General features: G+C 69.5%; 16 protein-coding genes. 7 read left to right on the forward strand and 9 right to left on the reverse strand.

Features of this window, described 5'->3' with window-relative positions:
• Positions 1-9: 9 nt before the first annotated feature.
• Positions 10-2,739, reverse strand: a complete 2,730-nt coding sequence (gene aceE, locus PKE44_RS05100) for a pyruvate dehydrogenase (acetyl-transferring), homodimeric type (RefSeq protein ID WP_324548683.1) — start codon at positions 2,737-2,739, stop codon at positions 10-12.
• Positions 2,740-2,958: 219 nt separating this feature from the next.
• Here aceE and PKE44_RS05105 point away from each other — a divergent pair, with 219 nt between their 5' ends.
• The 3 genes from PKE44_RS05105 (at position 2,959) to PKE44_RS05115 (ending at position 4,168) form a co-directional block, all read left to right on the forward strand.
• Complete coding sequence (locus tag PKE44_RS05105) at positions 2,959-3,201, forward strand: AbrB/MazE/SpoVT family DNA-binding domain-containing protein (protein ID WP_324548685.1); 243 nt, start codon at positions 2,959-2,961, stop codon at positions 3,199-3,201.
• Complete coding sequence (locus tag PKE44_RS05110) at positions 3,198-3,608, forward strand: type II toxin-antitoxin system VapC family toxin (protein WP_324548688.1); 411 nt, start codon at positions 3,198-3,200, stop codon at positions 3,606-3,608. The genes PKE44_RS05105 and PKE44_RS05110 overlap by 4 nt, the downstream gene beginning before the upstream one ends.
• 86 nt (positions 3,609-3,694) lie before the next feature.
• Positions 3,695-4,168, forward strand: a complete 474-nt coding sequence (locus PKE44_RS05115; RefSeq protein WP_324548690.1) for an Lrp/AsnC family transcriptional regulator — start codon at positions 3,695-3,697, stop codon at positions 4,166-4,168.
• A gap of 144 nt (positions 4,169-4,312) precedes the next feature.
• Here PKE44_RS05115 and ahpF read toward each other — a convergent pair whose 3' ends face one another.
• Together ahpF and ahpC are read right to left on the reverse strand one after the other, a co-directional pair.
• Positions 4,313-5,893 (reverse strand): alkyl hydroperoxide reductase subunit F, encoded by a 1,581-nt coding sequence (gene ahpF / locus PKE44_RS05120; protein ID WP_324548692.1) that lies wholly within the window; start codon positions 5,891-5,893, stop codon positions 4,313-4,315.
• Between the two features lie 172 nt (positions 5,894-6,065).
• On the reverse strand, positions 6,066-6,629 hold the full coding sequence (ahpC, locus tag PKE44_RS05125; RefSeq protein ID WP_324548694.1) for an alkyl hydroperoxide reductase subunit C: 564 nt from the start codon (positions 6,627-6,629) through the stop codon (positions 6,066-6,068).
• 251 nt (positions 6,630-6,880) lie between these two features.
• Here ahpC and PKE44_RS05130 point away from each other — a divergent pair, with 251 nt between their 5' ends.
• On the forward strand, positions 6,881-7,462 hold the full coding sequence (locus PKE44_RS05130) for a DJ-1/PfpI family protein (RefSeq protein WP_324548697.1): 582 nt from the start codon (positions 6,881-6,883) through the stop codon (positions 7,460-7,462).
• Positions 7,463-7,552: 90 nt separating this feature from the next.
• Complete coding sequence (locus tag PKE44_RS05135) at positions 7,553-8,083, forward strand: Uma2 family endonuclease (RefSeq protein ID WP_324548700.1); 531 nt, start codon at positions 7,553-7,555, stop codon at positions 8,081-8,083.
• A gap of 36 nt (positions 8,084-8,119) precedes the next feature.
• Here the strand turns inward: PKE44_RS05135 and PKE44_RS05140 are convergent, their stop codons facing one another.
• The 3 genes from PKE44_RS05140 to PKE44_RS05150 form a co-directional block, all read right to left on the reverse strand.
• Positions 8,120-8,506 carry a response regulator gene (locus PKE44_RS05140; protein ID WP_324548702.1) on the reverse strand — a complete coding sequence of 129 codons (387 nt, stop codon included), beginning with the start codon at positions 8,504-8,506 and terminating at the stop codon, positions 8,120-8,122.
• Positions 8,507-8,581: 75 nt separating this feature from the next.
• The gene (locus PKE44_RS05145) at positions 8,582-10,081 is read right to left on the reverse strand and encodes a PAS domain S-box protein (RefSeq protein ID WP_324548704.1); all 1,500 of its coding nucleotides are present in this window, start codon (positions 10,079-10,081) and stop codon (positions 8,582-8,584) included.
• 92 nt (positions 10,082-10,173) lie between these two features.
• Positions 10,174-10,866, reverse strand: coding sequence for a TetR/AcrR family transcriptional regulator (locus PKE44_RS05150; protein WP_324548706.1), 693 nt, complete (start codon positions 10,864-10,866; stop codon positions 10,174-10,176).
• Between the two features lie 192 nt (positions 10,867-11,058).
• On the opposite strand from PKE44_RS05150, the gene PKE44_RS05155 reads away from it, so the two are divergent.
• On the forward strand, positions 11,059-12,315 hold the full coding sequence (locus PKE44_RS05155; protein WP_324548708.1) for an efflux RND transporter periplasmic adaptor subunit: 1,257 nt from the start codon (positions 11,059-11,061) through the stop codon (positions 12,313-12,315).
• Positions 12,316-12,459: 144 nt separating this feature from the next.
• Positions 12,460-15,633: an efflux RND transporter permease subunit gene (locus PKE44_RS05160; RefSeq protein ID WP_324548710.1), complete on the forward strand. Its 3,174-nt coding sequence runs from the start codon at positions 12,460-12,462 to the stop codon at positions 15,631-15,633.
• A 35-nt stretch (positions 15,634-15,668) separates the two neighbouring features.
• On the opposite strand, the gene PKE44_RS05165 is transcribed toward PKE44_RS05160, so the two are convergent.
• The 3 genes from PKE44_RS05165 to PKE44_RS05175 all read right to left on the reverse strand — a co-directional run bounded on the left by PKE44_RS05165 (position 15,669) and on the right by PKE44_RS05175 (position 17,262).
• Positions 15,669-16,055: a DUF5615 family PIN-like protein gene (locus PKE44_RS05165; RefSeq protein WP_324548712.1), complete on the reverse strand. Its 387-nt coding sequence runs from the start codon at positions 16,053-16,055 to the stop codon at positions 15,669-15,671.
• A gap of 14 nt (positions 16,056-16,069) precedes the next feature.
• Positions 16,070-16,297 carry a DUF433 domain-containing protein gene (locus tag PKE44_RS05170; RefSeq protein ID WP_324548714.1) on the reverse strand — a complete coding sequence of 76 codons (228 nt, stop codon included), beginning with the start codon at positions 16,295-16,297 and terminating at the stop codon, positions 16,070-16,072.
• 83 nt (positions 16,298-16,380) lie between these two features.
• Positions 16,381-17,262 carry an EamA family transporter gene (locus PKE44_RS05175; protein ID WP_324548716.1) on the reverse strand — a complete coding sequence of 294 codons (882 nt, stop codon included), beginning with the start codon at positions 17,260-17,262 and terminating at the stop codon, positions 16,381-16,383.
• Between the last annotated feature and the right edge of the window lie 94 nt (positions 17,263-17,356).

A 17,356-nucleotide genomic window follows, 5' to 3' on the forward strand; every position in this document is an offset into this window, starting at 1 on the left:
GCCGGGGGCTCAGAAGGCCGCCGGATCGGGCTGGCCGGCGTCGATGCCGAGTTCGTGCCGCGCCGTCGCAAGCCGCGTCGCGTCGAGTCCGCCCCCGGCCGCCAGCGCGTGCAGCGCCGCCCAGGCGATGTGCGCGGGGCTGACGCCGAAGTGCTCGCGCAGCCGCTCGCGCGCCTCCGACAGCCCGTAGCCGTCGGTGCCGAGCACCTCGTAGCGCCCCGGCACCCACGGCGCAATGCCGAGGGCGAGCGACTTCTGATAGTCGCTGACCGCGACGAACACGCCGGGCACGCCGGCGAGCACGCGCTCGATGTGGCTGACGCGCGGGGTTTCGTCCGGATGCAGGCGGTTCCAGCGCGCGCAGGCGAGCGCCTCGCGCTGCAGCTCGACGTAGCTGGTCGCGCTCCAGACCGCGGTCGCAAACCCGCGCGCTTCGAGCAGTTCCGCCGCCGCCAGCGCCTGCGGCAGCAGGCTGCCGCTGCCGAACAGGTTGACGCGCACGGGTCCGGCCCCCGGCAGCGCCGGTTCGCGCAGCCGGTACAGGCCGCGCAGCACGCCTTCACGCGCCGCCGGATCGGCCGGGCGCGCCGGCATCGGGTAGGCCTCGTTGTAGACGGTCAGGTAGTAGAAGACCGCCTCGCCGCGCCCGTACATGCGCTCGATGCCGTCCTCGACGATGGTCGCGAGCTCCCAGCCCCAGGCCGGGTCGTAGACCTTCAGGTTCGGCACGGTCGCGGCGAGCAGCGGCGAGTGGCCGTCCTGGTGCTGCAGGCCCTCGCCGTTGAGCGTCGTGCGCCCGGCCGTGCCGCCGAGCAGGAAGCCGCGCGCCAGCATGTCGCCGCAGGCCCAGACCAGATCGCCGACGCGCTGGCTGCCGAACATCGAATAGAAGAAGTAGAACGGGATGCTCGGCACGCCGTGCTCGGCGTAGGCGGTGCCGGCAGCGAGGAAGGAGGCCATCGCGCCGGCCTCGCAGATGCCTTCCTGCAGGATCTGCCCGTCGCGCGCCTCGCGGTAGGGCAGCAGCGTGTCGCCGTCGACCGGCACGTAGCGCTGGCCCTCGGGCGAGTAGATGCCGGCACTGCGGAACAGCCCTTCCATGCCGAAGGTGCGCGCCTCGTCGGGCACGATCGGCACGATCAGCCGCCCGAGCGCCGGGTCGCGCAGCAGCCGCCCGAGCAGGCGCACGGCGGCCGTCGTCGTCGACAGCGCGCGTTCGCCGCTTCCCTCGAAGCTCTCGGCGAGCGTCACCGCGGCCGGTGCCGGCAGCGGCGGGCAGTCGACGCGCCGCGCCGGCAGGTAACCGCCGAGGCGCTCGCGCCGGGCGTGCAGGTAGCGCAGCTCCGGGCTGTCGGCGGCCGGACGGTAGAAGGCGGCGCGCACGATGTCCTCATCGGCGAGCGGGATGCCCCAGCGCCGCGCGCAGTCGCGCCGCTCGTCGGCCGACAGCTGCTTCTTCTGGTGCGCGGTGTTGCGGCCCTCGCCGCCCGGACCCATGCCGTCGCCCTTGACGGTCTTGGCGAGGATCACGGTCGGGCGGCCGTTCGGCTGCATCGCCTGCGCGTAGGCGGCCCAGATCTTCAGCGGGTCCTGACCGCCGCGCTTGATCGAGCGGATCTCCTCGTCCGACAGCGAGGCCATCAGCTCGGCGAGCGCCGGGTTGTCGAGCACCCAGTGCTCGCGCACCGCCTCGCCGGGCAGCACCGTGTAGCGCTGGTAGTCGCCGTCGACGGCCGACTCCATGCGCCGGATCAGGCTGCCGTCGCGATCGCGCGCGAACAGCGGATCCCAGCCGCTGCCCCAGATCACCTTCAGCACGTTCCAGCCGGCGCCGCGGAAGCTGCGTTCGAGCTCCTGGATGATCTTGCCGTTGCCGCGCACCGGGCCGTCGAGGCGCTGCAGGTTGCAGTTGACGACCAGCACCAGATTGTCGAGCCGCTCGCGCGCGGCGATGCCGATCGTGCCGAGCACCTCGGGCTCGTCGGCCTCGCCGTCGCCGATGAAGCACCAGACCCGGCCGCCGCCGCCGGCCGGAGCCAGGCCGCGGTTTTCCAGATACTTGCGAAAGCGCGCCTGATGGATCGCGGTCGGCGTCGACAGGCCCATCGATGCGCACGGCGCCTGCCAGAAGTCCGGCAGCCGGCGCGGATGCGGATACGAGGGCAGGCCGCCGCCCGCGCCGAGTTCGCGGCGGAAGTTGCCGAGCTGCACGGCGCTCAGCCGGCCTTCGAGGAAGGCGCGCGCGTAGACGCCGGGCGCGGCGTGCGGCTGGCAGATCAGCAGGTCACCGCCGTAGTCGGCGCTGCGCGCGCGGAAAGCGTGGTTGAAGCCGACTTCGAGCAGCGTCGCCGCCGACAGGTAGGTGGCGATGTGGCCGCCGACGCCGCTGCCGCTGTCGGCCGCCTGCAGCACCATCGCCATCGCGTTCCAGCGGTTGATGTTGGCGATGCGCGCTTCGAGCTCGGCATCGCCCGGATACGGCGCCTGCGCGCTCACGGCAATCGTGTTGCGGTACGGCGTGTTCAGCACCGCCTCGACCGGCGCCAGCTCGTGCGCGAGCGCGTACTGCTGCAGGCTCTGCAGGATCTCGCGCACGCCGGCCGGGCCGTGTGCGGCGTGCAGGCCGGCGAGCGAATCGATCCAGTCACGGCGATCGGCTTCGAGGGCGGCGCGATCGGACGCGCTGCCGGGGATTTCTGCTGCAGCCGCGGACGGCTGGGGCTGGGCGGACGCATGCATGGCGGCGGCCTCTCCTGGGCAATGGTGGCGGGATGGCGGCCAGTCTAGGGAGGCGGGCAGGGCGGGCGATTGCGTATGTGGGTGATGTGACCTTGTCCTGCGCAACAAAGATGCTGTTTCGATGGGAAATTGCGGGATTTGTTGTTCTTGCTTCCGGGCGTGTGAAGGAGGCTTGCACAGGATGTATATACTTTGCGTATATCCTTCGAGGGGACCACGATGGCCATCGCACGCATTTTCAAATCCGGCAACAGCCAGGCCTTGCGTCTGCCCAAGGAGTTCAGGTTTGCCGGCGATCGGGTCGAAATCCTTCGCCGGGGTGAAGAAATCGTGCTGCGTGAATTGCCGGTCAGTGCCGCAGCCATTTTTGATGCGCTCGCGGCGCTGCCTGACGATCTGTTTGCAGAAGGTCGCCCGGATGGTCCGGACGATATGCCGCAGGAGCGGGAACCCCTGCTGTGAACGATCTGCGTTATCTGCTCGATACCAACATCTGTATCTACATCAGCAAATGCAGACCTCTGCTTGTTCGGCAGCGATTCGAGAACATCGAATCTGCCGCAGTGGGCATGTCGGTCATCACCTGGGGGGAGCTTTGCTTCGGGGCTCGCAAGAGCCAGTCATCCCAACGTGCCATGGAAGTGCTCGAACAGCTTCAGTCCATGATCCGGGTCGTGCCGATCACGACAGAGGTTGGCGAACACTACGGCGACATCCGCGCCTCGCTGGAGCGTGGGGGCCGACCGATCGGTAACAACGATCTATGGATTGCCGCACATGCGCGGGCACTGGCATGCACGCTCGTTACCAATAATGAGCGCGAGTTCGTGCGTGTTCCTGATCTTTCGGTCGAAAACTGGTTGAACTGACCGGTACGGCTTTTTGCAAGCGGATGCGGATTTTGCTGCGTCGATGCGCAACACTCTGCCGGATAACGATACCGGGGAGACAGAACATGCCGCATGCCGCACTCGATCGCTACGACCTGAAGATCCTCGGCGTGCTGCAGCGCGAAGGCCGCATCCCGAACAACGAGCTGGCCGATCGCGTCGGCCTGACGCCGTCGCCGTGCCTGCGCCGCGTGCGTGCGCTGGAGGAGGCCGGGGTGATCCGCCGCTACGTCGGGCTGGTCGAGCCGGGGGCGGTCGGGCTGCCGATCAGCGTGTTCGTGCACATCTCGCTGACCAGCCAGGAGCGCGCCAGCCTCGAAACCTTCGAGACCGCCGTGCGCGCGTTTCCGGAGGTCATGGAGTGCTATCTGATGACCGGCGTCGCCGATTACCTGGTGCGCGTGGTCGTGCCCGATCTCGATGCCTACGAACGCTTCCTGCTCGACCGGCTGACGCGCGTGCCGGGCGTGACCAACATCCGTTCGAGCTTTGCGCTGAAGCAGGTCATCTACAAGACCGAACTGCCGCTCGGCGACTGAACGCGCAAACGACGGCGCAAACGAAGCCGCGACGGAAAAAAACCCCCGCACCGGCACAGGATTCACGTGGAACACCTGCACCGGCCGCGGGGGGCGGAAACCGGATCGCTCCCCGCCGCGCGGCGGCGGCGGGGGCGGGAAGGTTCAGGCCGGGGCCGAGGTGCGGATCAGGTGGTCGAAGGCCGCGAGCGCGGCGGTCGAACCCTGACCCATGGCGATGACGATCTGCTTGTACGGCACCGTCGTGCAGTCGCCGGCACCGTAGACGCCGGGCACCGAGGTCTGGCCCTTCGCATCGACGATGATCTCGCCGAAGCGCGACAGCTCCACCGTGCCGCGCAGCCAGTCGGTGTTCGGCAGCAGGCCGATCTGCACGAAGATGCCTTCGAGCTCGATGCGCTTCGCCTCGCCGCTGGCGCGGTCGGTGTACCGGAGGCCGTTGACCTTCTGGCCGTCGCCGGTGACCTCGGTGGTCTGCGCCTGCACGATCACCGTGACGTTCGGCAGGCTGTGGAGCTTGCGCTGCAGCACGGCATCGGCCTTCAGCTCCGGCGCGAATTCGAGCAGCGTCACGTGCGCGACGATGCCGGCGAGATCGATCGCCGCCTCGACGCCGGAGTTGCCGCCGCCGATCACCGCCACGCGCTTGCCCTTGAACAGCGGGCCGTCGCAGTGCGGGCAGTAGGTCACGCCCTTCGTGCGGTATTCCTGCTCGCCCGGCACGTTCATGTCGCGCCAGCGCGCGCCGGTGGCGAGGATCACGGTCTTCGCCTTCAGCCGCGCCCCGCTCGCAAGCTCGACCTCGGCCGGGGCGCCATCGGCTCCGGGCACGAGCTTCGTCGCGCGCTGCAGGTTCATGATGTCGACCTCGTAGCTGCGCACGTGCTCCTCGAGCGCGGCGGCGAGCTTCGGGCCTTCGGTTTCCTTGACCGAGATGAAGTTCTCGATGCCGAGCGTGTCGAGCACCTGACCGCCGAAGCGCTCGGCCGCGACCCCGGTGCGGATGCCCTTGCGCGCGGCGTAGATCGCCGCTGCCGCTCCGGCCGGGCCGCCGCCGACGACGAGCACGTCGAAGGGCTCCTTGGCGTTCAGGCGATCGGCCGCACGGGCACCGGCGCCGCTGTCGAGCTTCGCGACGATCTCTTCGAGGCTCATGCGGCCCTGGCCGAAGGTCTCGCCGTTCAGCAGCACGGTCGGCACGGCCATGATCGAGAGGCGTTCGACCTCGTCCTGGAACAGCGCACCGTCGATCATCTCGTGCGTGACGCGCGGGTTCAGCACCGCCATCAGGTTCAGCGCCTGCACGACATCCGGGCAGTTCTGGCAGGACAGCGAGATGTAGGTCTGGAAGCGGTATTCGCCGGGCAGCGCGCGGATCTGCTCGATCAGCTCGGGCGCGACCTTCGGCGGGTGGCCGCCGGTCTGCAGCAGCGCGAGCACCAGCGACGTGAATTCGTGGCCGAGCGGGATGCCGGCGAAACGGATGCCGGCGCTGCCGGCGGCGGCGGTGCGCCCGACCGTGAACGACGGCACGTGCACGCCGGCGGCTGCCGCGCTCGCGGTTTCGAGCGTCACGCGGCCGCCGGACAGCGCGGCGATGTCTTCGAGCAGACCGCGCATCTCGCGGGATTTGTCGCCGTCATCGAGGCTGGCGCTCAGCGTCACCGGCTGCACGATGCGTTCGAGGTAGGCTTTCAACTGCGTCTTGAGGGTGTTGTCGAGCATGGCTGCGGCTTCCGTCGATCGGGCGGGCGGGCGGGCATGGGTGGCATGGGTGGCGGCGTGGTGTGCGTGCCCGCGCAGCCGGACGATCGGTCCGGAAGCTGCGCGGGCCCCGGTCGGGGCGGCCGCCGCCGGGGTGTCCGGCAGCGCGCCGCTGAAGAGGCAGACGAAGGCTTCAGATCTTGCCGACGAGGTCGAGCGACGGCGTCAGCGTCTTCTCGCCTTCCTTCCACTTGGCCGGGCAGACCTCGCCCGGGTGGGTGTGCACGTACTGCGCGGCCTTGATCTTGCGCAGCAGCTCGCCGGCGTCACGGCCGATGCCGTTGTCGTGGATCTCGCAGAGCTTGATCACGCCGTCCGGGTTGATCAGGAAGGTGCCACGCAGCGCCAGCCCGGCGTCCTCGATCATCACGTCGAAGTTGCGGGTGATCGCGCCGGTCGGGTCGCCGATCATCGTGTAGCGGACCTTGCCGATCGCCTCGGAGGTGTCGTGCCAGGCCTTGTGCGCGAAGTGCGTGTCGGTCGAGACGCTGTAGATTTCGACGCCGCGCGACTGGAACTCCTCGTAGTACGCAGCCAGATCTTCCAGCTCGGTCGGGCAGACGAAGGTGAAGTCAGCCGGGTAGAAGCAGACCACCGACCACTTGCCCTTCAGATCGGCCTCGGTGACGGTGACGAACTTGCCGTCCTTGTACGCCTGGGCCTTGAACGGCTTCACTTCGGTATTGATCAGGGACATCGTGCTTGCCTCGCTCAGGGGGATGTTCGGAAGGGACGACCGCAGATTACGGCGCGTATCGACGTAGATGAAATTGATTGTGGTCAATGGGTCGATTGAGTATTGCTATCGACAGGATGACGAAATATCCACCCTGAATTCATGGAAATCACCGCGCCCGCAGGCTACGCCGCAGGGGGCGATCCGCATCGCCGCCCAGGCATCGTTTCCCCACCCCGGCCGCTGCGGCGGCCCGTCCCGAGGAGTACGTGATGAGCCGGAAAGTGCTGATGATCGTCGGCGATTTCGCCGAGGACTACGAAACCATGGTGCCGTTCCAGACGCTGCTGACGCTCGGCTACACGGTGCACGCCGTCTGCCCGGAGCGTGCCGCCGGCGAGCGCATCAGGACCGCGATCCATGATTTCGAGGGCGACCAGACCTACAGCGAAAAGCCCGGTCACGGCTTCACGCTGAACGCGAGCTTTGCCGACGTGAGCGCCGCCGACTACGACGCGCTGCTGATCCCGGGCGGACGCGCGCCCGAGTACCTGCGCATGAACGCGCGCGTGCTGGAGCTGGTGCGCGCCTTCGACGATGCGCAGAAACCGATCGCCGCTGTCTGCCACGGCGCGCAGCTGCTGGCCGCCGCCGGCATCCTGAAGGGCCGGCGGGTGTCGGCGTATCCGGCCTGCGCGGCCGAGGTGAAGCTCGCCGGCGCCGAGTACGCCGACATCGCCATCGACGCCGCCGTCACCGACGGCCATCTGGTCACCGCCCCGGCCTGGCCGGCGCATCCGGCCTGGCTTTCGCAGTTCATCGCGCGGCTCGGCACGACGATCACGCACGGCTGATACCGGTCTTTGCTGAACACGCCGTCTTTTCGGCTTCTCCCCCTCGCGGGGGAGGGGTTGAGGAGAGAGGAATCAACCACGCAGGCACGCGTGACCGGTGCGCCGGCCCCCTTCCAGAAGGAGCACGCGATGGACTGGCAGGAAATCTGCGCCTCACCGCTGTTGCGGGATCTGCCGTTCAAGATCGAGACCGACGCGCTCGGGAGGATCGTCATGAGTCCGGCGAGCAACCGCCACGGGCTGTATCAGTCCCGGATCGCCGTCCTGCTGAGCCGGCTGCTGCCGGGCGGCGAGAGTCAGACCGAATGCAGCGTCGCGACCGCCGATGGCGTCAAGGTGGCCGGCGTGGTCTGGCGCAGCGATGCCTTTGCGGCCCGGCACGGCGATGCCACGCCTTATCCGCTGGCCCCCGAGATCGTCGTCGAGATCGTCTCGCCGTCGAACACGGTCGCCGAACTGCTGCGCAAGAAGGAGCTGTACTTCGCACGCGGCGCGCAGGAGTTCTGGCTGTGCGCCGGGGACGGCGCGCTGCGCTTCTTCAACAATCACAGCGAGCTGGCGGCGAGTGCGCTGGCGCCGGAGTTCCCGGCCACGGTCGCGCGCCGGCCGGACGCGCACTGAAGCACGGGCTTGCCACGTGGCAAGTCCGGCTCGCTTTCAGCCGGCGGCGCGCTGCCCGGGCGGCAGGAAGGCTTCCATGTGCTCGACGAAATGCTCCGGATCGATCGGCTTCGAGAAGAAGCCGGTGAAGCCGGCGGCCAGCACGCGGTCGCGGTCGCCGGTCAGCGTCGAGGCGGTGACGGCGAGCACCGGCAGGGCCTCGAAGCGCGCATCGGCGCGCAGCCGGTGGATGAACACGTAGCCGTCCATGACCGGCATGTGCAGGTCGCAGAGCACGAGGTCGATCGGCTCGCGTTCGAGCGTCGTCATCGCCTCGGTACCGTTGCCGGCGAGGCGCGTGCGATAGCCGCGTGCGCGCAGCAGGAAGTCGAGCAGCTGGCGGCTCGGACCGTGGTCTTCGACGATCAGGATGCTGGCACTCATCGCGCGGACCGGGGTGGAGAACGGGAAGCAGCCTACGTTACCCGATCGGCCCGGTGATCGTGGCATCCGCCGGCCTCAGCCGGCGGCGGGACCGGCCGGCAGTTCCAGCGTGAAGGTGCTGCCGCTGCCGAATTCGCTGCGCAGCGACAGGTTGCCGCCGAGCAGCAGCGTCAGCTTGCGGCTCAGGTGCAGGCCGAGGCCGGTGCCCTCGATGCCGGCGCGCTTGGCGACCAGGCCGCGCGCGAAGGCCTCGAACAGCTGCGCCTGTTCCTCGGGGCGGATGCCGAGGCCGGTGTCCTCGATCGCGATGCGCACGAGCGCCCGGCCGTCGCTGTCGAAGGCGCGTTCGCTGTGCACGTGCACGTGGCCGCGCTCGGTGAACTTGATGGCGTTGCCGATCAGGTTGATCAGGATCTGCGTCAGGGCCCGGCGATCGGCGTGCAGCGCCAGCACCGGCGCCTCGTGCGCGACGTTCAGCGCCAGCCCCTTGTGCACGGCCTGCGGGCGCAGCGAGGCGACGACCTCGTTGGTGATGGCGACGGCATCGAGCGGCTCCGGCGTCAGGTCGATGCGCCCGGCCTCGATGCGCGCCAGGTCGAGCAGGTCACCGATCAGCGCCAGCAGGTGCTTGCCGCTCGACTGCACGAGCTTGAGCTGTTCTTCCTGCACGCTGGTCAGCGGACCGGAGAGCTTCATCAGCAGCGCGCCGGTGAAGCCGATGATGGCGTTCAGCGGCGTGCGCAGCTCGTGGCTCATCGAGGCCAGAAACTGGGTCTTGGCCTGGTTGGCGGCGGCGAGCTCGTGGTTCTTCTCCTGCAGGGCCTTTTCGAAGCGCTTGCGCTCGGTGACGTCGCGGATCGCCGACATCGTCATCGGCCCGACCTCGGTGGCGAGCGGGCTCAGGCTGATCTCGACCGGGAATTCGCTGCCGTCGCGCCGGCGCGCGGCCAGTTCGAGGCCGGCACCCATCGGTCGCGCGTGCGGCTGCGCGCGGTAATGCGCACGGTGCGTGACGTGCATCGAGCGCAGGCGCTCGGGCAGCAGCATCTCGACCGGCTGGCCGTCGAGCTCGCCGGGTGCGTAGCCGAACAGGTGTTCGGCGTGGCTGTTGGCGATGACCACGTGGCCGGTGCGATCGGCGAGCACGATGCCGTCCGGCGTCGATTCGAGCAGGTCGTGGTAGCGGGCGCTGAGCAGGCGGCCGTCGCGGCGCACGCGCAGCGCCGTCACGTCCTTCTCGATCCACAGCAGGCTGATGCCGCGCTCGTCGTTGCCGGTGGCGATGCAGCGGGCCGAGACATCGACGTAGATCAGCGTGCCGTCGCGGCAGCGGCGGATGGTCTCGAAGGTCAGCGTGCCGTGGGCGAGCACCGTTTCGAGGCGCTGCGTCTGCTCGGCCTGATCCTCGGGCACGACGATCAGCTCGTCGATCGTGGCGCCGAGCGCGGCGGCGTGCGTGTAGCCGTAAAGCGTCTCGGCGCCGCCGGCCCACTGCAGGACGGTGCCGTCCTCGGTGCTGAGGATCACGGCATCGGGCGCGAGATCGGCCCAGGAAGGCTGGAAAACGGTGCTCAAGTCGCTGGTCTCCGCAGGCCGGGCGGGTGGATGGCCGCACCATACGCGGGGAAACGCTGAAAACAATACGGCCGGCCCGCGCGGTGCGAGCTTCAGGCGGGTGCGAGCTGCGCGGCGATCAGGGCCCGCGCCGCGCTGCCGGCGCTGCGCACCGGCCCCTTGTCGCCGAAGGCGAGCCGCGACAGATAGCAGCCGTCCATCAGCAGCAGCAGCGCGTCGCCGAGCATCTCGGGCTCGCGCGCACCGAGCTCGTGCGCCCAGAGCTGCAGGCGGCGGCGCACTTCGGCCTTGAAGGCCACGGCCACCTGACGGCCGGGGTGATCCTCCTCGGTGATCTCGACGACGGCGTTGGCGAGCGCGCAGCCGCGCGTGCGGTCCTGATCGGTGCAGACCTTGGTGACGAAGCCATCGAACAGCGCCTCGATCTGGCGGCGCGGGTCGCCGGCGTGCGGCTGCGTCTGCGCGTCCCACCAGGCCCAGAACTCGCTTTCCGAGGCGCTCAGGCACTCGGCGACCAGATCGTCCTTGGATGCGAAGTTCCGGTAGAAGCTCATCTTGTTGGTGCCGGCCTCGCAGGCGATGGCATCGACGCCGACGCCGCGCACGCCGTGGCGCGAGAACAGCTCGCGGGCGGTCGCGAAGATGCGGTCGCGCACGCGCCCGGCCTTTTTCGCCGTGCCGCAGATCAGGCCGCCGCAGGCGGCGCCTTCCCCGTTCACGGACTCCTGCACTCCGGCGGTACTCGTGCCGGGTGCGATGACGGCAGTGCCTGGCTGCTCGTTCATGTTTGCGCTCCTGTTGACATGTGACTGACCGGTAACTAACGTAGCTGCACATGTTACCGGTCGGTAACGGCTTGTACAGCATCGGTCCCGCGCGAGTTCCCGTCAAGGATGGGCCGGATCGCACCGGATGCCCGCCGGATACGCGCTGAACCGCTGCCCGTTCCTGATCTCCGCCCCCGGGAGTCCGCCGCCATGTCCCGCCACACACCGAACGTCAGGCTTGCCCGTCCCCTGATCCTGTCCACCCCGGTCGCCGCGCTGGTGCTGGCGCTCGGCCTGGCGCTGTCCGGTTGCGAGGACAGCGTCGCCGTCACGCCGCCGCCGGCTCCGCAGGCCGCGCCGGTGACGGTCGCCGAGGTGCTGAGCAAGCCGCTGCGCGACTGGCACGAGTTCACCGGCCGGCTCGAAGCCGAGAGCACGGTCGAGCTGCGCCCGCGCGTCAGCGGCTACGTCGATCGCGTCGCCTTCACCGAGGGCGCGCGCGTCAAGGCCGGCGAGCTGCTGTTCGCGATCGACGCGCGGCCGTTCCGGGCCGAGGTCGCGCGGCTTGCGGCCGAACGCGATCGCGCCGCGGCGGAGCTGAAGCTCGCGCAGGGCAACGCCGCGCGCGGCCAGCGCCTGCTGCCGCAGCGCGCGATCGCGCAGGAAGAAGCCGACCGCCTGACGACGCTCGCCGTCACCGCGCAGAGCGCGCTCGCCGCCAGCGAGGCGGCGCTGACGCGCGCCAGGCTTGATCTCGAATTCACCGAGGTGCGCGCGCCGGTTTCCGGCCACGTGTCGCGGGCGCTGATCACCGCCGGCAACCTGGTCACGCCCGGGAGCGTGCTGACCACCGTCGTCGCCGATGAGCGCATCCACGCCTACTTCGATGTCGACGAGCAGACCTTCCTGCGCGTCGGCAACGACACCGGCAACGCCCGCGTGCAGATGGGGCTTGCCAGCGACAGCGGCTATCCGCACGCCGGACGCATCGACTTCGTCGACAACCGCGTCGATGCCCGCACCGGCACGATCCGCGTGCGCGCGCTGTTCGACAACGCCGACGGCCGCTACACGCCGGGCCTGTATGCGCGCGTGCGCCTGCTCGGACCCGAGCTGCGCGACACCGTGCTGATCGAGGATCGCGCCATCGGCACCGACCTCGACCGCCGCTTCGTGCTGGTGCTCGGCGCCGACGGCACGGTCGCCTACCGCGCCGTGCGCCTCGGCCCGCAGATCGACGGCCTGCGCGTGGTCACCGACGGCCTCGCGGCCGGCGACACCATCGTCGTCAACGGCCTGCAGCGCGTGCGTCCGGGCGCGAAGGTCGCGGCGACGCACGTGTCGATGCAGCTCGATGACGGCGGCGCGACGCTGAAGCAGATCGCCGGCGATGACGGCGCGCCGGACGACAGGCCGGCCGCACATCCGGCCGCCAGCCGCGGACCGACGCGCATCGCGGTGCGCTGAAGCCGCAACGGCCGCCGGCGCGGCGGCCGTGACTCCCCTGCGGTTCCCCGGATCCCCGAACGCCCCAGCCCGGCGCTGCGCCCGCGCGCCGCCGGATCTCCCCGCCTGTGCCCGCACGCAGGTGCAACCGAAGCCGGAGCCCTCATGAACCTGTCCGGATTCTTCATCTCCCGCCCGATCTTCGCCGGCGTGCTGTCGGCGCTGATCCTGATCGCCGGCCTGATCTCGCTGCCGGTGCTGCCGATTTCGGAATATCCGGACGTGGTGCCGCCGACCGTGGTCGTGCGCGCGCAATACCCCGGCGCCAACCCGGTCACGATCGGCGAGACGGTCGCAAGCCCGCTGGAGCAGCAGATCAACGGCGTCGAGGGCATGCTGTACCAGTCCTCGCAGGCGACCGGTGACGGCACGCTGACGCTGACCATCACGTTTGCGCTCGGCACCGATGTCGACAAGGCGCAGGTGCTGGTGCAGAACCGCGTCGCGCAGGCGCTGCCGAAGCTGCCGGCCGAGGTGCAGCGCCTCGGCGTGACCACCAACAAGGCCTCGCCCGACCTGACCATGGTCGTGCACCTGCTCTCGCCCGATCAGCGTTACGACATGCTGTACCTGTCGAACTACGCGGCGCTGCGCGTCAAGGACGAGCTCGCCCGCCTCGATGGCGTCGGTGACGTGCAGCTCTTCGGCGCCGGCCAGTTCGCGATGCGCGTCTGGCTCGATCCGGAGCGGCTCGCGAGCCGGGGCCTCGGCGCCGGCGACGTGCTGCGCGCGATCCGCGAGCAGAACGTGCAGGTGGTCGCCGGCAGCCTCGGCGCGCCGCCGGCGCCGAACGCCGCCGACTTCCAGATCGCCGTCGATGCCGGCGGGCGCCTCGCGAGCGAGGAGCAGTTCGGCAACATCGTCGTCAAGACCGGCGCCGACGGCCAGCTCGTGCGCCTGCGCGAGCTGGGGCGCGTCGAGCTCGGCGCCGATTCCTACGCGCTGCGCTCGCTGCTCGACAACCAGCCGGCGGTGGCGATGCCGATCTTCCAGCGCCCCGGCAGCAACGCCATCGCCATCTCCGACGCCGTGCGCGCGAAGATGGCCGAACTCGCGAAAGCCTTCCCGCAGGGCGTCGAGTACCGCATCGTCTACGACCCGACCGTGTTCGTGCGCGGCTCGATCGAGGCCGTCGTGCACACGCTGCTCGAAGCCGTGGCGCTCGTCGTCATCGTCGTGATCGTGTTCCTGCAGACCTGGCGCGCGTCGATCATCCCGCTGCTGGCGGTGCCGGTGTCGCTGGTCGGCACCTTCGCGGTCATGCACCTGTTCGGCTTCTCGCTGAACGCGCTGAGCCTGTTCGGACTGGTGCTGGCGATCGGCATCGTCGTCGATGACGCGATCGTCGTGGTCGAGAACGTCGAGCGCAACATCGAGAACGGCCTCAAGCCCATCGACGCCACGCGCCAGGCGATGCGCGAGGTCACCGGCCCGATCGTCGCGACCGCGCTGGTGCTCTGCGCGGTGTTCGTGCCGACGGCCTTCATCAGCGGCCTGACCGGGCAGTTCTACCGGCAGTTCGCGCTGACCATCGCCATCAGCACCGTGATCTCGGCCTTCAACTCGCTGACGCTGTCGCCGGCGCTCGCCGCACGCCTGCTGCCCGAGCACGGCGCGGCGCCCGACCGGCTCACCAGGCTGCTCAACGCCGCGCTCGGCTGGTTCTTCCGGCCGTTCAACCGCGGCTTCGCGCGCGCCGCGCACGGCTACACCGGCCTCGTGCGCCGCACGCTGCGGCTGTCGGGCATCGTGCTGGTGCTGTACGCCGGGCTGGTCGCGCTGACGTATGCCGGCTTCACGCGCACGCCGACCGGTTTCGTGCCGGGCCAGGACAAGCAGTATCTGGTCGCCTTCGCGCAGCTGCCGGACGCCGCCACCCTCGATCGCACCGAAGACGTGATCCGGCGCATGAGCGAGATCGCGCTTGCCGAGCCGGGCGCGCTGAACGCCGTGGCTTTCCCGGGCCTGTCGATCAACGGCTTCACCAACAGCCCGAACAGCGGCATCGTGTTCGTGACGCTGAAACCCTTCGAGGAACGCCGCTCGGCGGAGCTGTCGGCCGGGGCGATCGCCGCCAAGCTCAACGGCAAGTTCGCCGCCATCCAGGACGCCTTCATCGCCATCTTCCCGCCGCCGCCGGTCATGGGCCTCGGCACGATCGGCGGCTTCCGTCTGCAGATCGAGGATCGCGCCGGCCTCGGCTATGCCGAGCTGTTCCGCCAGACGCAGAACCTCATTGCAAAGAGCCACGAACGCCCGGAACTCGCCGGCCTGCTGTCGAGCTTCCAGATCAACGTGCCGCAGTTGAAGACCGACATCGACCGCGACAAGGCGCTGGCCGCCGGGGTCGCGCCGGCGGACGTGTTCGAGACGCTGCAGGTGTATCTCGGCTCGGTCTACGCCAACGACTTCAACCGCTTCGGGCGCACCTACCCGGTCTACGTGCAGGCCGGCGCCGAACGCCGGCTGGAGCCCGCCGACGTGCTGCGCCTGCAGACGCGCAACCGCGACGGCGACATGATCCCGCTCGGTGCCTTCGTCAGCGTCACGCCCGGCTCGGGGCCGGATCGCGTCAGCCACTACAACGGCTACCCGACCGCCGAGATCAACGGCGCCGCGGCACCGGGCTTCAGCAGCGGCCAGGCGCAGGCGGCGATGGAGGCGATCGCGCGTGCCGAGCTGCCGGACGGCATGAGCTACGAATGGACCGAGCTGACCTATCAGCAGCTGCTCGCCGGCGACACGACGCTGTACGTGTATCCGCTGGTCGTACTGCTGGTGTTCCTGGTGCTCGCCGCGCAGTACGAGAGCCTGCGCCTGCCGCTGGCGGTGATCCTGATCGTGCCGATGTGCCTGCTGTCGGCGCTCGCCGGCGTCAATCTCGCCGGCAGCGACAACAACGTGTTCACGCAGATCGGCCTGATCGTGCTGGTCGGCCTCGCCTGCAAGAACGCGATCCTGATCGTCGAGTTCGCGCGCGAACGCGAGCACGAGGGCGAGGACGTGGTCCAGGCCGTGCTCGACGCCTGCCGCCTGCGCCTGCGCCCGATCCTGATGACCTCGATCGCGTTCATCATGGGCGTGGTGCCGCTGGTGCTCTCGAGCGGCGCCGGGGCCGAGATGCGTCACGCGATGGGCGTGGCGGTGTTCGCCGGCATGCTCGGCGTGACCTTCTTCGGGCTGCTGCTGACGCCGGTGTTCTACGCGGTGCTGCGCCGCGGGCCGGCGCGGCGGGAGCAGGCGGCGAAGGCGCTGCCGGTGCCGGCGGCGGGGCACTGAGCCGGAGCCTTCCGGCGGGCGACGGGCCGTTCCGGTCAGCGCCCGCCGGAATTATCCAGCAGCAGTGGCAGTAAACGCAGTCGTGCCCGTTTCAGATCGATGGTCAGCAAGGCACCGGCAACCAGTTCGGACTGCAGTTGTTCCAGTGCCTGAACGAGCAGGCTGCCGATGGTTTCCGGAATCGGCATCTCGCCTCTGAGCTGGATGACGCTTGGCTTTTGGCCGTGCGTTGCGGCGAGGATGGCGCCGAAGTCGAGATCGTGTGTCAGCACGACGTAATCACCCGTCTGTGCAAAAGCCATGATGCTTGCATCGGACGCATCGACCGGACCACACATTGACCAGTGCTCGGCTGCAAACCCTGCGTCGTGCAGGTAAGCCACCCAGCGCGGCGTCAGGTTCATGTCGATCAGCAGTTTCATGCCTGGTCGTCACGCTAGGCGCCGAGAATGATTTCGCGTTCCTGCAGACGCCAGGCGGCATAGCGCAGCGCCTGCAGGACATCCTCGCGTTCCAGATAGGGATAGTCGGCCAGCACCTCCTCGATGCACCGGCCCGCACCGATCTGGCTGACGATTGCACCCACGGTCACGCGCATGCCACGAATGCACGGTTTGCCGCCCATGACCGCCGGGTTCTGGGTGATGCGTTCGAACTCGTTCATGGCGTCGATCCTCCGGGTCTCTGCGGCGTTGCGCACGATGGAAGTATCGCAGGCCGGTCAGGATCAGCGCATGCAGTATCCGGTCAGCTTGCCAGCGCCGGCCGCCACCACCGCAGCCGTCCGCCGAAGGTGTTCAGCGTCAGCCCCGCCAGCACCAGCGCGCAGGCGACGAGGCGCAGCGGCCCGTAGTGCTCGCCGTAGACCAGCATCGCCGCCAGCATGCCGTTCAGCGGCACCAGCAGCGAGAACGGCGCGACCAGCGTCACCGCGTGGCGCTGCATCAGCCAGCCCCAGACGCCGTAACCGATCCAGGTCGAGGCGACGACGATGTAGCCGAGCGCGGCGGCCCCGATCGGGTCGATCGCCGTCCACGCCCGCGACAGCGCCCCGGGGCCTTCGAAGTACAGCGAGGCCAGCGCCAGCGGCAGCGGCGGCACCAGGCTCATCCAGACCACGAAGTGCAGCATGTTGACCGCCCCGGCCCGGCGCAGCGCCAGATTGCCGCTCGCCCAGCCGAGCGCGGCAACCAGGATCAGCATGAGGCCGCCGGCGCTGACGCTGGCATCGAGGTCGGTGCCGATCAGCGCGATGCCGGCGAACGCCAGTGCCAGCCCCCACCACTGCCACGGCCGCGGCTTCGTGCCATCGATGACGCGCGCCAGCAGCACCGTGAAGAAGGCCTGCATCTGCAGCACCAGCGACGCCAGCCCCGGCGAGATGTGTCCGTCCATCGCCGTGAACAGGCAGCCGAACTGCACGACGCCGATGCCGCCGCCGGCGAGCAGCAGCCACTTCCACGAACCGGCCGGGCGCGGCAGCCACAGCGCCGGCAGCGCCGCGATCACGAAGCGCAGCGCCGTGAACAGCAGCGGCGGCAGGCTGTCGAGCCCGGCCTTGATCGCGACGAAGTTCCAGCCCCAGAGCACCGTGACCAGCACGGCGAGCAGCAGGTGGGAGACGGGCATGGCGGGGGCGTCCGGCGGCAGGGGGCGCGCAGGATTTCATGACATCGAGGGCGGTGGCAGCCCTGCCGGTGCAGGGCAGTCATTCAGTCCTGCC

The organism is Plasticicumulans sp., assembly GCF_035331805.1.
In the GTDB taxonomy this organism is placed as follows: domain Bacteria; phylum Pseudomonadota; class Gammaproteobacteria; order Competibacterales; family Competibacteraceae; genus Plasticicumulans.